This window comes from Herbaspirillum hiltneri N3 (genome assembly GCF_001267925.1).
Taxonomy (GTDB): domain Bacteria; phylum Pseudomonadota; class Gammaproteobacteria; order Burkholderiales; family Burkholderiaceae_D; genus Herbaspirillum; species Herbaspirillum hiltneri.
Window position 1 is genome coordinate 4,205,075 of sequence record NZ_CP011409.1, and the last position, 15,201, is coordinate 4,220,275.

Consider the following 15,201-nt stretch of genomic DNA (forward strand, 5'->3'; position numbering starts at 1 on the left):
TCAGCTCGCAAAATGCCCATACTTGACGTCCGCTTTCGGCCAAGAGCCGCCATCTGACGCAACCGCTATACTGTCCTCAAAGTAAATCTAAAGGGAGAAGAGGATGACAAATACTGAATGGGACAAAGCGCGAGCGGAAATTACAGGTATGAAAGCCGTGCTCTATTCGCTTTGCGCCGTCCAGCCCCCTGAGCAGGCGCGTCTTTTGCAAATACTCCTTCAGCGACAGCTTGACTCCATTGAGGAAAATCTTTCCCCTTCGGCCGATGCGCGCGAATTCATGGAGCGGACTATCGCAGTAATTCAAGATTTCATCCTGGTTGCCAAGAAAGATTAACTTTGGGGAAGCACCATGGCTGACGAGCAATTCGAATACAAGGGGAAGCGAGTCACTATCCAAATGATGCAACCACTGGCGGGTAATGGCTGGCTCTGGCAGACGGATATCGCGGGTAGTCGCTTAGAGTCGCCCCGACGTGCGCCGATAAAGCATCGTCAGGATGCCCTTCAATATGCAACCATGGAGGCGAAGGAGGCGATTGACCGGGAGGGATAGGTCGTACTTCCGCGGCACCGCGTACTTCCGCTTACGGCCAGAAACAGACTCTCCTGTAACGAAGAATGTATTGGCGCATCATGAACGAATACGAAAAAAATAATCGTGCAAGACTCATCCAATTATTATCGAAGATTCCATCTCAACCGTGTCCGCCTGGCTGGCGAAAGACCGGTACATTCGCCGTTGGGGGACTAACCGAAATAGGCTTCTCGCAACGATCCGAGTTGCTTTTGGTTGTTTCCAGCGCCGGCAGAGGTGTGATCGATTGCACGCAGGGGAGAAAAATTGCACGTGACGACCAGGTCGATGGCGACTGGTATTCCGCATGCTCCTTGATTTGTGAAGGCATCGGCCCCTTAAAAGACGAGCGGGTACAACTGGCCGGATTAGCAGGTGGTGGCTTACCACTTTCCAACAAAAGCGGCGAGTCGTTAGAAAGTGCGGCGCCGAACTGGCCTAATTCGATTTATTCTTCTGTGGTCCCTATAAGTCTGCTTTGGTCGAAGGCCATCAGACAGGCTGTGTACATATCGCATCTGACGACTTCCGTGCATTTGGATTTTCGTTTAGCGGAAACTCATTTGTCTTCGCCACTAGCAGCGATATCACAGTGTTTAGCAAGCTAATGGGGTGACCGCTTCCGGCCAAGAGCGGACTTCTGTCGTCACCAGAATTTCGTCTAAAACTATGACTATGGCTTAGTTACAATTCATGAAACCGGACAATTATTGGGGAGATGTATGAAGCGTTTTGATCAGTTTATGAATAGCGCTAGCCTAATTTTCACTCTGGCTCTTGTCGCGTACCCTGCTTCTTCCGCATGCGCAGCACAATCCTTCGCGGGTAGGTGGAGCAGAATCGACACCGTGTGCAAGTTCGCTTGTACCAAAGAAGATCCAGAGCCTGATTTTGAGATTCGGATATCGATTGTTCTAGTTAAAAAGGAACAATCGTCTGCGGAGTACGAGACCAGAATACTTTGTCAGATAAGGCCATAGTAGCCGGCGTTCGTGGAAAGATAGTAGGAACAAAATTGGTGATGCAAACAGGCGACTGGGAGTACGACACCATTGCACCGACTTTTCCTTTTAAGCCCTCAGAAAAAAATATCGCACTTACGAGAAATGGTCGACTTTACGTAAATGGAGAAGTTTTTACCGGAAAGCCATTCTCAGTTAAAGACCAAAAAGATTACATGGAAGACGAAGATCGAAAGGGCTTTTTCACTGCGTGTTTCAAGTCGACAGACTGACACGGACGCTTTGAGCCTATCGGGCCCTGTAACTAGATTACGAAGTCCGCAATCGGCCAGAAGCCGACATGCAAAGAGCTAAACTTGCTAGTTCTTATTCATCCCCATTTCGAGGCAACACAACAACATGCGAATTACGCCTAGAACATTGCAGAAAATAGCATTCGTGAGCGGAAGCATCCCATTTGCAATCAGCCTCTTGGCGCATTTGATTATTTGGTGTATTCCAGGCTGCAATCCAAATCCATACTCACTTGGACAATGTACCGTCGGGACGATTAACTGGGCCTCATTTCTACTAATAGCCGGCCTCGGCGGATTCTACTTAGGAATCTTGGTATGTATATTTATCTCCATACCTCTATGCGTCGTTTCTGTCGGGTTTAAGATTTATCAGAAGAGGAAAAATCGCACAGGTCCCAATAGCATTTCTGCGACGTAGCGAAAAATTTCCGCAATCAGCCAGACGCAGACATTGGATGGGACATATCTGAGTTATTTTGGACGTCTCGGAATCCGGAAAATCAGCCGAATGGGAATGAATAAATGATGTTTAAAATAAAAAATAGACGGTGGATTACGCTTTTGATTGGAACGATATTAGCGATGACTCTATGCGGTTGTGCCGCAGGGCCGAACGACCGTGTCTATTATGCATTTCGATTAATGGTTGACGATAGCCTTAGTCAAGCTATGAATATCCACTATCGTTACGGGGAGTTGGGTGAGCATTTCAAGCCTAGCTCCAAATCAAATGGCGATTCTATTATTTTTATGCGCCTTGATATGACGATTCCTGATGACTTCGAAGTGAGCTGGGATACACCAGATGGCAAACAGCATCACAGGAGAGTACCTGTACGTAGTCGCATTAAAGATTCAGTCAAAAGCAAGAGTGTTTTATTTCTCACTTTGTACGATGATGTACGGGGCTATATATCGACGAGCACGCCTATGGGCGAAAAGCGCGAGCGATTTTATTGACTAAATTGGTCGAGCATCAAATTCTGAAATCGGCCAAGAGCCGACCGAACAGAAAAATTGCTATAAGAATGCCATGAAAAAAGTTGCTGCACATTCCTTGGAGCCTGAGTTCGCATTCGTACGTGGAACGGAAATCACGCGGATAGAGTACCTTCCCTTAGATGGGTTGAAAATTTATGTCGCCGATGTATATGGCGAATCAGGATGCATTGTGACATTCGATTTCACGATGGGTTTTAGGGTTCTTGACGAACGCGACCTCATGGAATATTGGCCCATTTGTTCAACGCCGATGGGATGGTTGTTTAATATCCAGGAAGGTGGTTGGCTAGACCAAGAGCGACCACGCCTTGGAAGCTGCATGCTAGATATGTTCCCGGATACAAAAGAGTACTTAATCGCTGGAATTAATGAATGCGTGTCTGTGTTCAGCACCGAGAATCCTAAATTACAGTCTTATCAACCTTAAGATTTTTTCTCTCTGCAAGCAAAAAATACCTTGTCCGCAAACGGCCAGAAGCAGACCTTCCCTAAGAATGAATCATCAGGCAACGGTTTGTGAATGCCGTAGCGCCCTTGCGGAGGCACCGAAACCCTCTACTGCGCAAGCGAAGAGGTTGAGTCAGCGGCGTTAGTTTGCGAAGAGTCGGGCGTCACTTCGCTGGCGTCTCCTACCATGCGGGCATCCGTTTTGGCACTGTCTTTTTCTCCATTTTCAGCCAGGCTCTTCAGCAGGCTTGAGAGTTTTTCGGACCAGGAGTCATTCCAGGGCCTTGCAATATCTTCTTGGCCTGCGTTTCCACCTGTAGCCTCCGGCTGGAGGCGGTTCAGTGCCTCCATCATTTCCAGCAGCGTTTCTCTGCGCTCGTTCGTTATAGGACCTCCCGCTTTGGCATTGTCGTACGCCAGAAGCTGCTGCAGCTCCATCTTGTAATTGGCTGGGTATCTCATTTTCTCGATGGGTAGCGCTTCATCGTACATTTTGAGACCCATCTCCGTCACCTCGCGCCAATCACCAGTATTGGCGGCTTTAGTTGTAGGTCCGTTCCAGAGATTGCTGTCGATTTCATTCAGCTGTTTGACTGCAGCCATCCGTTCATTCTTAGTGTAGCTGCCAGAATCGTCGTAATAGATAGCCACTACTTCATTCCTTGTCAGCGAAGCGAATGGGCTGGTTCCATTTCCCCAAGCATAGTGGGTTGCCCTCAGAGCTTGGGCCAAACGGTCTGGGTCCTTGCTTCTCGGGACTTCTGCAATGTTCGTCCTAGGCAAGCTACGTAACGCTTTCTCGAACTTGGCCATGAGCTCACTGCGTGGCAATGATGCATCGGCCTCAAATGCCGCAACGTTAGGTGGAGGCAAAACTCCGACCGCCTTTTGTTTGGCAGTTGTAACTTCAACTGATTTTGAAAGTTCAACTCCCTCACTGGTGGCAGACTTAGCCAGCTCAAGCCCTTGACTGGAGAGTGTCACCGTAGCCGCTTGTGCCGCTACGGTCTCGGATGTGCTTTGACCCGATGGAAGGTTGCTCGAAACTTTCTTGTCGCCCGCCACCTTACTGGTGGCCATAGAGTCAGTATTGGTTTGTGAGGCAATTTGAATCGACATCAATTCTCCAACGATGAAAAACCCGTTCTTGATAATGTCCGTAATCGGACAGGAGCGGCCCTTCGGGCACTTGAAAATCATCTATAAATTCGAGCAGATTCATGAAGCAACTAGCAAATCAGTTCTTCTCATTAAGCGCAGAAAGAAGGCGCGTGGCTTTTCTCTTTTTGGCCAAACGTGCTCTTGATTCTTGGCAAATACACTTCCCCAAAGATAGCCATTTTGAGTATCGAGAGGCGGTTACTGGCAGCACCCAAATTCTTGAGATAGATTTGCCTCTTAACGCTATCAAAGAAATCGAATCCATCACATTTGACGTATCTGTGACTAGTCATTATAGAGAGCCTATCGCTGCACTCCAAGATGGTGATTTGGAGCTGCCCGAGCAGGTGGAGTTCGCCTATTACGGCATCTACAATGCTCACCAGCTACTTCGGAAGTCGACCTCGATAAAAGAGGAACTAATTCTGAGTCAACTACTGTCAGCTCTACAGAGCGGCGCTGCGGAGCAAGCCCTTCACGACGCCATTACATGCGGTGAAGCATATTGATAGCAAAGTCTGCAATCGGCCAGAACCGGACATCTCGATACACAGAAAAGCTTGCACGGCGATTTTAAACTTTGGCGGCTATTGATATCTCCATCAGATTTTTGAAAGCGATACATGATCGAAGGACCATTTCATTCTCGTCGTTGGCGAGAGCGCCTACAAGGAGTCGCGAACAACCTCGAAGGAATTTCTTGGATACTGGGTGCTTTCGCTGGCCTGCTATATCTGCTCGTGTTGGCTTATGAGTTTTGGAGCAAGGGCGAGTTCATCAAACTCTCCTTTCTCGTAGTTGGCCTAGTGACTCTACTGGCTGCCGCGATTTTCATTATCAGACGGTGGATGAGAGGGCCAGATTTCTGAAGAAGCATCTCTGAAAATCAAATTGGGGCGTAAGACAATACGACCGGTTGATTTTCCCGGCCCAATGTCCGAAAACGGCCAGTAACAGACATAAAAAAACAGAGAGGGAAAATGGGCTACCAGCTAAATCTATGCACCGCCAGCGACGAGCAAATTAACTATCTAAAGAGAAGCCCTGGGTACACGAAAAGGTTCCTGGCAGGGCAGCGCCCCCAAATTACCAAGACTGAAACCATCGGTTCATGGCTCTCCAAGCGCGAAGTAATTAAACAGATTGACGCGGACGTCGGATGTCCTTGGCCGGAAATAGAGGCTGAATATACGACGTTGTATTTCCAAGGCGGTTTGTACTTCGCTCTCAACGGAACGCACTCGGCCGTTGAAGGATTGGGAAATTTCCCCAATGTTGGAGGACAGTATCGTGGTGAAATGCTCGGCTCTGCATTTGAGCTCGGCAAGGTTGGACTTGGATTTGCTCATGCCTTTCAATCTGTGCAAGTCACTGAGCTTCGTGAGCTACTGCTCGCGCTCGATACTGCAACAGTACAGGAACGAGCTCGCGCCTATGCCCAGAAAACTGAACAAGATGAGGAAGATGCAATACAAGATGCTATTTCGGATGTTAGTTCTTTGCATCGATTCCTCCAGCATGCGTGCGAAGAAAAACTCGGGATGATTTGGTTTTGGGGTTGAGTCCGCTATCGGCCAGTAACAGACACAAACCTATTCTATGCAACATCTATCAATTAATGCGCCTTGCATCCGGCCTCGGCCAACCAGTAGCGCTCAAGGCGTGGCCATCCAAAGAGTGGATATGAAAATAAGCTTGCTTCGCTGGCTTCAGCTACTAGCATTTCTGGGGATGACCGTCGCGTTGAACGGCTGCGGAGAAACCGTGAACACGAACGACAAGGAAAAGAAGGTGCTGCCGACAATTGAGGCGAAGATCGGTGATACTTGGGACGAGGCGATCCAGCATTCGACCTTCAAGCTAGGACCGCTGCCTACGCCTGTTGGCTTCGTCACCGACCAGCCGCATACCTTTATCTATCGAGACCCGCATCATCGGATGCAACTCGATAATGTCGGATACATGAATGTAAACGTCGGTTACGGGCACACCACAATTCGCTCATTCGGCATTGGCGTATACCGACAATCAGCGGAGACGGACGAGACCTGGCGGCGGCTGCAAGATATAGCCCGCCAGATGGAGCAGGCTGGATGGATACTGGACGACGAGATGAACAAGCACAATCCGGTGTCCAAGTCTGCTGATCAGTTGAGAAAAAAATATATTAATTTACCCGGCGGTGCACAAGGAGTACAAAAAATATGGTACGACGACTACGGCAACGAAGCATGGGTATTGTTAGCCAAAACAATCACGGGTCATGAACCAGGCGAAGAGCCCCGCTTTAATGTGGTGCTGCAAATCCAGGTGGCGCTACATCCTAAGAAATCAAACGGCCAGAAGTAATATCTATGACAAGCGCATGTACATTTGATAATTGTCGACAGCAACTCTAACTATCGGCGCAGTCAGAGGAGGTCCGCAATCGACCAGCAGCGGGCATTACGAAATGACGAGTAAGAAGGCCATTGAAAACAGAATCGGCAAAAAATACTATGCACTCAAGAACTGTAGCGTTTCTCGATGACCTCGCAGAGGTCCAATGGTTTTCTCAGGTCGGAAAAGTTATGAAGCCTAACGATCACATTGAAACGATCTTTGTTTCGAACTGGGATCAGGCAGTGGCTCACTGTACGTCATCGGCGTCCGATGACGCATCTGTAGAATCATTGAATCAAATTTCTATGTATTTGCATCAAAACCATAGAGATGCGTATCAACTATGGAATACCAAAATTGCTGAAATGAAGCCCCATATTGCATATCTTCTCAGCAACAAAAAAAGAAATGAAGCAGGCAATGAAAATGGCATGCCTGACGACTTGATCTATAAGTTCTCTAGTAGCGATATGTTGCGCATTTGTATTGCCTTTGAATATTCGGATTTCTATCAATCGAGGTATTACAGCGAATTGGCGTATTGGTATTTAAACGGTCATTTTCCTTGCAGCTGGGTCGGTGATGTGGCAGAGGATTTTGAGGATGCATTTAGTCTAGGAAAACTAGTCGTTTTCTAGTGCATTCTGTATTCACAGGTCGAAGCAGCATAGTCAGCAATCGGCCAGTAGCTGCCGTACGTTGAATAGTAAAATGCTTAATGAAAATCGGCCCGCCACACACACTCAGCTTCCCACCAGCCCCAGCCGAATGAGGCTCTCTGCCGTTGCCACGATCGCGTCTTCTCGCGAGCGCGGAGTCCATCCGAGCAGGCGTTGCGCTTTTTCACTGGTGGCGTTCAGATTGATCCCCAAGAGCGGTACGGCAGCGCGCATTGTCGGATTTTGATTGGCGGCCAGGCGCGCCATCCAGTTGGGCATCACGCGCGTGGGTACCTTACCGGCCCTGTCGCCAAGGCGGCGGCGCAAGACGTCAGCGAGTTCGATCATCCATATGCTCTCACCGGAAATTGCCAGGAAGCGTTCACCGGCAGCGGCAGGATCGGTCATCGCCCGCAGGTGCAGATCGGCGACGTCGCGCACGTCGACGAAGCCGGAATTAATCTTCAGGCATGCCGGCTGGCCATCCAGCATGAACTTGATCAGGCGAATCGAGTGCGAGAAATCCTCGCCCAGCACCGGGCCGAGGACTGCCACCGGATTGATCGCCGCCAACTCCATACCACGTCCCTCTTCAGCGATAAACTCCCAAGCCGCGCGTTCGGCGAGGGTCTTGGACTTCTGATACGGCGCGACTGATCCACTATTGAGGTCGCTCCAGTCGGTTTCATCGAAAGGCCGCTTCATGGGAGGATGACCGACGCCAATCGCGCCGAAGGCGGAAGTCAGCACCACGCGCTTGACGCCGGCATCTCGCGCGGCGCGAAGCACACGCAAATTGCCGTCTACTGCGGGCCTGATCCAATCCTCTTCCAGCACTTGGTCGCCCGATGGCGTAGGCGAAGCACCGTGCATAACGTAGCTGCATCCGGCAGCAGCTTCGCCCCATCCCAAGTCTGTACCGAGGTCGGTCGCGACAAAGGACAAGCGATCGCCCGCATCAACGCCGCCAACCTTGAGGTAGCTGCGGACCTCCCCTTCCCGCTCCAGATCGCGCACCGTGGTGCGCACCCGATAGCCTGCTTGCAGCAGCGCAATCATGCAGTACTGCGCAATGAATCCGGTCCCGCCAGTTACCAGTACTAAGGTATCGCTCATGTCATTTCCCTGATTACGCGCCAGCTGAAGTAGCCAGCGCCAAAGTAGAGAGAAGATAAGGCTTTGAGCTCGTATTATGAATACTTGTAAATCCTCATTACTTGCGCAATAGTACGGAAATGCAGACAGATCCATTCTCCGACATCCTTAAATTCACGCGTGCCGAATCGCTCGCCACCGGCGGTTTCACGGCGGGAGGCAGGTGGGCCATCCGCTTCCCGGCACCGGAAAAAATCAAGTTCTTCGCGGTGGTGAAGGGAAGCTGCTGGATCGAGCTCGACGGAGAACCGGAACCGATTCGCTTCGACACCGGCGACGTCGGTCTGCTGACGGCGCCACGCGCATTTACGCTGGCCAGCGCACCTGGCGTGCCGGCAGTCGACGCCATGGCATTGTTCTCAGGATCGGGCAATGCAACGGCAATGGTCGGGGACGGGCAAGACTTCGAGCATATCGGCGGACACGTCCTGCTCGACCCGACCAGCGGCAGACTGCTACGGGATGTCTTGCCGGCATGGATACATGTTCCCGCCACGACGCCGCAAGCAGCCAGTTTTCGATGGCTGCTGGGACAGCTGATGGACGAGCGAGCAGCCAGCTTGCCGGGCAGCCAGCTGGCGTCGGCCCAGCTGGCGCAGTTGCTGTTCATTCAGATCTTGCGAGCACATCTGAATAATTCAGGGCCTGCGCCGACCGGTTGGCTGCGCGCGCTGGGTGAACCCCGACTTGCCCCCGCATTACGCCTGATGCACGGGGACCCCGGTCGCGCATGGCATCTGGAAGAACTCGCCGAAGCCTGCGCCATGTCCCGCACGACCTTTGCTTCGCGTTTCAAGACTGCCGCCGGCGTGGCGCCACTCACCTACCTTACCGAGTGGCGCATGCGCCTCGCGCAACGCGCTTTGCGCGAAGGAAATTTGCCGGTCGCCACAATGGCGCAGTCGCTGGGCTATACGTCAGAGAGTGCTTTCAGCAATGCGTTCAAGCGCATCACAGGAACATCACCGAAGACTTATCGGATAACAGCGCGAGCCGGCAGTTGACGGGGTCAGGACGCGATCCGTTAAGATGCGACATGTCCGTAACGGACAGAAAACAGACCTCTCAACATACCAAGATTGCGAACATGGATTATTACCTTCGCGAAGAAGTACCTAGTGCAACCACCTACGTTGAAATAAGATTAGCCGCAGGGCTGAGTAGAAAATCCATTGAAGCTGCCACCATTGGCCTGCAGAATGGCCTATTCAGCGTCGTTGTGTACGCCGAAGACACGCCGGTTGGAATTGGCCGGATAGTTGGTGATGGTGGATGTTTCTTTGAGGTAGTGGATATTGCCGTCCTGCCGGATCATCAAAAAAAGGGACTCGGTCGCATGATTATGGAACGTCTAATGGCATTCATCCATGAAACCGCACCAGCAACAGCCTACGTCAGCCTGATGGCCGATCACGGAACGCCTGAATTTTATAAACGATACGGCTTTGAGGTCTCAATGCCGCCTCAAAAGGCCGGAATGTTCTTGCGAATCACTTAGTCAGCTCCGGCCAGAAGCGAACCTTCAGAAAAAGAAAATCAACTACGAAAACCTCTCAAGCGGCCTCCTCATCAAAGCAAAGTATTCGGTTCCGTGCTTGAGGGGAAAACTCGCGAAATATCACCTGATCTCGTCCTTGGTCCTTTGCAAGATATAGGCCCTCGTCTGCCGCCTCGATCATTTTGCGCGGTGTTATTGCATGGCCGGGCTCAACGGCAATCGACGTAACTCCGACGCTCACAGTGATAAATCCGGTACCGCTGGAAGCGTGCTCGATTTTTTCTTCGTGAAGGCTATTGATCAGCGAGCGCGCTACGATCAACGCACCAGCCTTATCGCACTCCGGCAATATGACCGCAAATTCTTCTCCTCCGTAGCGAGCGACCACATCGCCCTCCCGCTGAACAGCTGTCTGGATGGCTGCAGCTACTCGCTGCAGGCAGACGTCCCCGGCTGCATGTCCATAGGTATCGTTGAATCGTTTGAAGTGATCGACGTCGACCATGATGAGGGATAGTATCCCTCCCGAACGGTTGAGCAGAGCTAGTTGTGACGAAAGCGAATCGTCAAAGTAACGCCGGTTGAAAACAGCAGTGAGTCCATCTTTCTGAGATTGAGCTTCCAGCGTCTTATAAAGACTTTCAAGCTTACGCTTCGACTTGATTGCGTCCAGCTCTGCAACCTCTCTACGCTTGACTTGCGCAACCATTTTCGTACCGCCGTAGTACAAGATGATCAGCACCGCCGCCACGCCAATCACGCGAACCCAGACATGGAACATCCATTCGGCGAGCACTTCATCTTTTGACATCGCTACGATGATAAACAGCGGATGGTCAGCCAGATATCTGAAACTGTTAATCCGGACGACGCCATCCTGAGTCGAACGTATTTCCACGGAACCGGATCCTGAACGCCTCACATGTTCCTGAAACAGAGGTGAATTCTCCAAATTTTTGCCGACGGAGTCAGGAAGAAGTGGGCGTCTATGCAATACGGTACCGTCGAGGCTTCCCAACATGATCGCCCCATTTTTACCGATGTCGAATTGTGCGTAAAAACGCTGAAAAAAAGATAAATCGATAGTACCAAGCACTACCCCGCCGAATGAACCGTCAATCTTGTTGATGCGTCGGCTAATCGTGAGTATCCACTGTCCGGTTGATTTACTTTTGATCGGCTTTCCAATGAATGGCTTCTCTACACGATGGAGACGGTGATAAATGAAGTAATCGCGGTCTGAATTATTGAATCTTTTCTCCAAGGTCGGCTGAGAATTTACAACCCAATTCCCTTGGTCATCATAGACGAACAGGCCCGCAAGCTGAGGCAGGCCACCGACGCGGCTCACCATCAGATCATGAGTACGCGCGAGTCCCGATTTGGAATTGCCATCTTTTTCCAGTCGTTCAAGGAGACCCAGCAGGACGATGTCGACCTCGTTGAACGTCTGATCGGCGTGTTGGGCCAGCGCCATAGCGACATTCGACGTCGCTCTAGTGGACTCTGTGAGTTCGACATCATGCTCTCGCAGCCCCGACCAGAATTCGAGCACCACGATGACGAGACATACCGACACAACGAAAATTCTCGCTACGCCTGACGCAGATATTCTTGATCGGTTAAACATTCAGCACCTCTTGCTCAGCTTTGCCTCTCGAGCTGTTTGCATATCGACGCAGCTTCGTCCAGGGCTCTTCTTCGTTCTCTTTCGGGACACACCGCATACTGTTCCATGTACACCATGTGGGCCAGATGCTGGGCGAAGTCTTCGGCCTCTTTTGCTTCGCGCTCAATTGCCGCATTGTTTAGAGAACGAAGAAGCCGCCATGCCATCGCCACGCCGATACAAAGAAGCGCCAATAGGCCGAATACATGGATTTTTCCTTGCCAGAAATCGGTGAATTCCAAGTTGCGCCTTTGAAGAAACGAAGGTCGACTGCCTATTCCACGATAAAAGCATACTCAATAGAATGTTGTCCGCATATAGGGGATTTCCTGAATGGGCGTGAGGCATGAAGCCTCCCAGCGAAAGCCCCCGCATCCCTGCGCTTTCCGGCATCGGCCTACTGCTGCGCAGGTTGGCGATGGCGTAGCACGAAGACCCAACGTCCAGATATGATGAGCATTCACCCCGGGGAAAGGATGCGTCTTACAACAAAAATGAGAACGAGGCTGGATGCCGAGTCGATGCTCTGACTCTGGCGACGCGCAATCCACAATTGTTGAACAACGCTTCTCTAAGGGAGTAGGAAATGACCAATCTGAAGGTATCCACAAGGCTCACTATTGGTTTTACAGTCGTATTGGCAGCACTGATTGCAGTGGCAATCTTTGGCATCTCCGGAATGTCGAGTCTCAGGGAGAAGCTGAACGAAATTACCTATGTCAACAATGCCGAGGCAAAGTTGGCGAACCAAATGGCAACGAGCGTGCAAACTCGCGCTCTTGTCGTAAGAAATCTGGCCTTGTTTACGGATCAGCAGCTTATTAACAGCGAGTTGGCTCGCCTCAAACCGCTAGAGAAGAAATACGCCGATGCTTATCAAGAACTAGGCAAGCTATTTACGCAGGCGCCAGGAACTACCCAGAAGGAGCGTGAACTATACGCGGCGCTAAAATCCGACGAAGCAGCAGTAACCCCTCTTCTGGAGAAAGCCGCTGCGCTGGGAGCGAGTAACGATGTCGCCTCGATCACCCCCCTTCTTGTTCAAGAAATTCGCCCCAAACAAACGATCTGGCTAAATCGTCTTGCAGAACTCGTCAATCTTGAAGACCAGCTCAATGAAGAAGCCGCTGGCGAGGCCGAGGCGACATATCAAAAATTGCGCGCGACCACTCTCACTGCTGCAACCGTCGCACTTCTTCTGGGAATTCTCACTGCGCTTTTAATCGTCAGAAGTATATTGAAACAGCTGGGAGGAGAACCGAGTCAAGCGCAATACGTCGCAAGTGAAATTTCGCAGGGAAACTTGACCGTGGCGTTGGATTTGAATTCAGCCAGTCCCAATATTCTGATGGTCTCACTGGAGAAGATGCGTAGCCAACTAAACGATGTGGTGATCGGTATCCAGCACTCTGCGGAGTCAATTGCGACAGCCGCTGGCGAGATTGCACAAGGCAACCACGACTTGTCTCGGCGCACAGAAGAACAGGCGGCGTCGCTAGAGGAAACCGCTTCCAGCATGGAGGAAATCACTTCCACTGTTGAGCAAAATACAAACAATGCACGGCAAGGCAGCACACTGGCGAACTCCGCCTCGGCTACCGCTTTAAAGGGCGGGCAAGTTGTGGAGGGCGTCGTGAAGACGATGTCTGATATTTCAGAAAGCTCCAGCAAAGTCACAGAGATTATTGCGTCGGTGGAGGCAATTGCTTTTCAAACCAATATTCTTGCGCTCAATGCAGCCGTAGAAGCAGCGCGCGCGGGGGAAGAAGGCAGGGGCTTCGCGGTTGTTGCCAGCGAAGTGCGTACGCTGGCGCAACGCAGTGCATTAGCGGCGAAGGAGATTAAAGATCTCATCGGCACCTCGGTTCAACACGTCAACACGGGATCGCAATTGGTGTCGGACGCCGGCAAGACGATGGCAGAAGTCGTCCAGTCCGTACAAAGCGTCACGGATATCATGAGTGAGATCGCGGCGGCCTCGAGCGAACAGCATACCGGTATTGCCCAGATCAATATCGCCATAACTCAGATGGACGAAGTCACTCAGCAGAATGCCGCGCTGGTCGAGCAGGCAACCGCTGCTGCTCAGGCAATGGCCGATCAGGCAGCCCGCCTTCTCGCCTCTGTGGCTATTTTCAAGGTGGAGGCATCAGGCGTTTCCGCGATGGCGCACCCTGCGGCGATAAAAACCATCACGCTTCCCCCAACGTCCCCGGTAAACAGAATCGCTGCGTAACGCAGGGGCCGGGCTCTTCGACACATCCTTGGAAAGAAATCGAATGCCAGTATCCGAACTGGACGCCGTGCTAGCCGAACTCAGCGCTCGCGAGCCCATTTTTCATTGCCGGGAATATGGGACCAGTCGCGAGGCGCTCCTGGACATGACTGCCGACGATTTTTGGGAGATCGGCGCAAGCGGCCAGATCTACAGTCGCAGCTCGGTAGTCGAAACCTTGCTGGAGCGCTACCGGGCGCAAGAGGAAGATACTTTTTCTTGTAGCGAATTTCGCATCCGGCAGCTGGCAGACGATCTCTACCAAATCAGTTACCTGTTGCAGCAGCCTGGCCGGCTTACACGAAGAACGACATTGTGGAGAAAAAGCGATGGAAAATGGAAAATCGTTTTTCATCAAGGGACGTTAGTGTCGTGAAAATCGGCACTTGGTGTTACGCCGAATCGCTGCCGGCCAGAAACGGGACATCGTAAAGGACAAGCATGAAGCTCTATTTCCTTCCAGGAGCGCCCTCGCCTGATCGGGTAAGACTTTATATTTCCGAGAAGAATTCGATGGAAAATGTTATTCGAGTTGACGAAATTAGCTTGGCGGGAGGAAAACAAAAGGAACCTGCTCATCTTGCGCGCAACAGACTCGCTAAAGTGCCTGTTCTGGAAGTGGCTGAAAACTCGTTCATCCATGAATCACTCGCAATCGTCGAATACCTTGAAGAACTGTTTCCTGAACCAACAATGTTTGGTCCAACGCCGGTGGAACGGGCTAAAGCTCGCGCCGCCGAGCGAGTCGCGGAAATTCGAGTGTTTTATCCACTCGCCCGTTATGTGCAGGCGACAGTTACCCAACGAGACCGCTTTCCGGACCCGGCAATTGCCGCGCACTTCAAGACTCAGTTTCCCGTCGGTTTGAGTTATTTAAATGAAATGATCAAAGCAGGGGGACCATTCCTGATGGGCGAAAATGTGACGATGGCGGATTGCACACTGGCAGCTATTTTAGAATTCGCCAGAGTTCACGGGATAAATGTCCTTGATCAATATGAGGCTTTGTCAGGCTGGTTTAGACACTACCGCGAGCGGCCGACGGCTCAACGTATTTTTGTGCAGCAAAATACATTGGCCTGAGAGAGCGTTTTCCTCCAGGAGCGTACCTGTCCTGC

The 15,201-nt window shown here is 51.2% G+C and carries 18 protein-coding genes; 14 read left to right on the forward strand and 4 right to left on the reverse strand.

Features of this window, described 5'->3' with window-relative positions:
• The first annotated feature begins 103 nt into the window (after positions 1–103).
• From F506_RS19015 to F506_RS19025, 5 genes are all read left to right on the forward strand, one after another.
• Positions 104–337, forward strand: a complete 234-nt coding sequence (locus tag F506_RS19015; RefSeq protein ID WP_144424103.1) for a hypothetical protein — start codon at positions 104–106, stop codon at positions 335–337.
• A gap of 299 nt (positions 338–636) precedes the next feature.
• Positions 637–1,185, forward strand: coding sequence for a hypothetical protein (locus F506_RS23280; protein WP_144424102.1), 549 nt, complete (start codon positions 637–639; stop codon positions 1,183–1,185).
• Positions 1,186–1,538: 353 nt separating this feature from the next.
• Positions 1,539–1,811, forward strand: coding sequence for a hypothetical protein (locus F506_RS23285; RefSeq protein WP_144424104.1), 273 nt, complete (start codon positions 1,539–1,541; stop codon positions 1,809–1,811).
• Positions 1,812–2,357: 546 nt separating this feature from the next.
• A complete protein-coding gene (locus F506_RS23290) occupies positions 2,358–2,795 on the forward strand; it encodes a hypothetical protein (protein ID WP_144424105.1) in 438 nt (145 codons plus the stop codon).
• 73 nt (positions 2,796–2,868) lie between these two features.
• Positions 2,869–3,264, forward strand: coding sequence for a hypothetical protein (locus F506_RS19025; protein ID WP_053200024.1), 396 nt, complete (start codon positions 2,869–2,871; stop codon positions 3,262–3,264).
• Between the two features lie 128 nt (positions 3,265–3,392).
• On the opposite strand, the gene F506_RS19030 is transcribed toward F506_RS19025, so the two are convergent.
• Positions 3,393–4,403, reverse strand: a complete 1,011-nt coding sequence (locus F506_RS19030; RefSeq protein WP_144424106.1) for a hypothetical protein — start codon at positions 4,401–4,403, stop codon at positions 3,393–3,395.
• 101 nt (positions 4,404–4,504) lie between these two features.
• On the opposite strand from F506_RS19030, the gene F506_RS19035 reads away from it, so the two are divergent.
• From F506_RS19035 to F506_RS19055, 4 genes are all read left to right on the forward strand, one after another.
• Positions 4,505–4,954 (forward strand): hypothetical protein, encoded by a 450-nt coding sequence (locus F506_RS19035; protein WP_053200029.1) that lies wholly within the window; start codon positions 4,505–4,507, stop codon positions 4,952–4,954.
• Between the two features lie 471 nt (positions 4,955–5,425).
• Positions 5,426–6,007 carry a hypothetical protein gene (locus tag F506_RS23295; protein WP_144424107.1) on the forward strand — a complete coding sequence of 194 codons (582 nt, stop codon included), beginning with the start codon at positions 5,426–5,428 and terminating at the stop codon, positions 6,005–6,007.
• Between the two features lie 121 nt (positions 6,008–6,128).
• The gene (locus F506_RS19050) at positions 6,129–6,794 is read left to right on the forward strand and encodes a hypothetical protein (protein ID WP_053200035.1); all 666 of its coding nucleotides are present in this window, start codon (positions 6,129–6,131) and stop codon (positions 6,792–6,794) included.
• Positions 6,795–6,916: 122 nt separating this feature from the next.
• On the forward strand, positions 6,917–7,465 hold the full coding sequence (locus tag F506_RS19055) for a hypothetical protein (RefSeq protein WP_144424108.1): 549 nt from the start codon (positions 6,917–6,919) through the stop codon (positions 7,463–7,465).
• 105 nt (positions 7,466–7,570) lie between these two features.
• Here F506_RS19055 and F506_RS19060 read toward each other — a convergent pair whose 3' ends face one another.
• Complete coding sequence (locus F506_RS19060) at positions 7,571–8,602, reverse strand: SDR family oxidoreductase (protein ID WP_053200038.1); 1,032 nt, start codon at positions 8,600–8,602, stop codon at positions 7,571–7,573.
• 119 nt (positions 8,603–8,721) lie between these two features.
• Here F506_RS19060 and F506_RS19065 point away from each other — a divergent pair, with 119 nt between their 5' ends.
• Both F506_RS19065 and F506_RS19070 read left to right on the forward strand, forming a co-directional pair.
• Complete coding sequence (locus F506_RS19065) at positions 8,722–9,645, forward strand: AraC family transcriptional regulator (RefSeq protein ID WP_053200041.1); 924 nt, start codon at positions 8,722–8,724, stop codon at positions 9,643–9,645.
• An 83-nt stretch (positions 9,646–9,728) separates the two neighbouring features.
• Complete coding sequence (locus F506_RS19070; RefSeq protein WP_053201792.1) at positions 9,729–10,139, forward strand: GNAT family N-acetyltransferase; 411 nt, start codon at positions 9,729–9,731, stop codon at positions 10,137–10,139.
• Between the two features lie 55 nt (positions 10,140–10,194).
• Here the strand turns inward: F506_RS19070 and F506_RS19075 are convergent, their stop codons facing one another.
• Complete coding sequence (locus F506_RS19075) at positions 10,195–11,616, reverse strand: sensor domain-containing diguanylate cyclase (RefSeq protein ID WP_407638191.1); 1,422 nt, start codon at positions 11,614–11,616, stop codon at positions 10,195–10,197.
• 167 nt (positions 11,617–11,783) lie between these two features.
• The gene (locus F506_RS19080; protein ID WP_053200045.1) at positions 11,784–12,050 is read right to left on the reverse strand and encodes a hypothetical protein; all 267 of its coding nucleotides are present in this window, start codon (positions 12,048–12,050) and stop codon (positions 11,784–11,786) included.
• A gap of 344 nt (positions 12,051–12,394) precedes the next feature.
• Here F506_RS19080 and F506_RS19085 point away from each other — a divergent pair, with 344 nt between their 5' ends.
• The 3 genes from F506_RS19085 (at position 12,395) to F506_RS19095 (ending at position 15,166) form a co-directional block, all read left to right on the forward strand.
• Positions 12,395–14,044, forward strand: a complete 1,650-nt coding sequence (locus F506_RS19085) for a methyl-accepting chemotaxis protein (RefSeq protein ID WP_083458051.1) — start codon at positions 12,395–12,397, stop codon at positions 14,042–14,044.
• Positions 14,045–14,087: 43 nt separating this feature from the next.
• Positions 14,088–14,459 carry a nuclear transport factor 2 family protein gene (locus F506_RS19090; protein WP_053200047.1) on the forward strand — a complete coding sequence of 124 codons (372 nt, stop codon included), beginning with the start codon at positions 14,088–14,090 and terminating at the stop codon, positions 14,457–14,459.
• 65 nt (positions 14,460–14,524) lie between these two features.
• On the forward strand, positions 14,525–15,166 hold the full coding sequence (locus tag F506_RS19095) for a glutathione S-transferase family protein (RefSeq protein WP_083458053.1): 642 nt from the start codon (positions 14,525–14,527) through the stop codon (positions 15,164–15,166).
• Positions 15,167–15,201 lie beyond the last annotated feature (35 nt).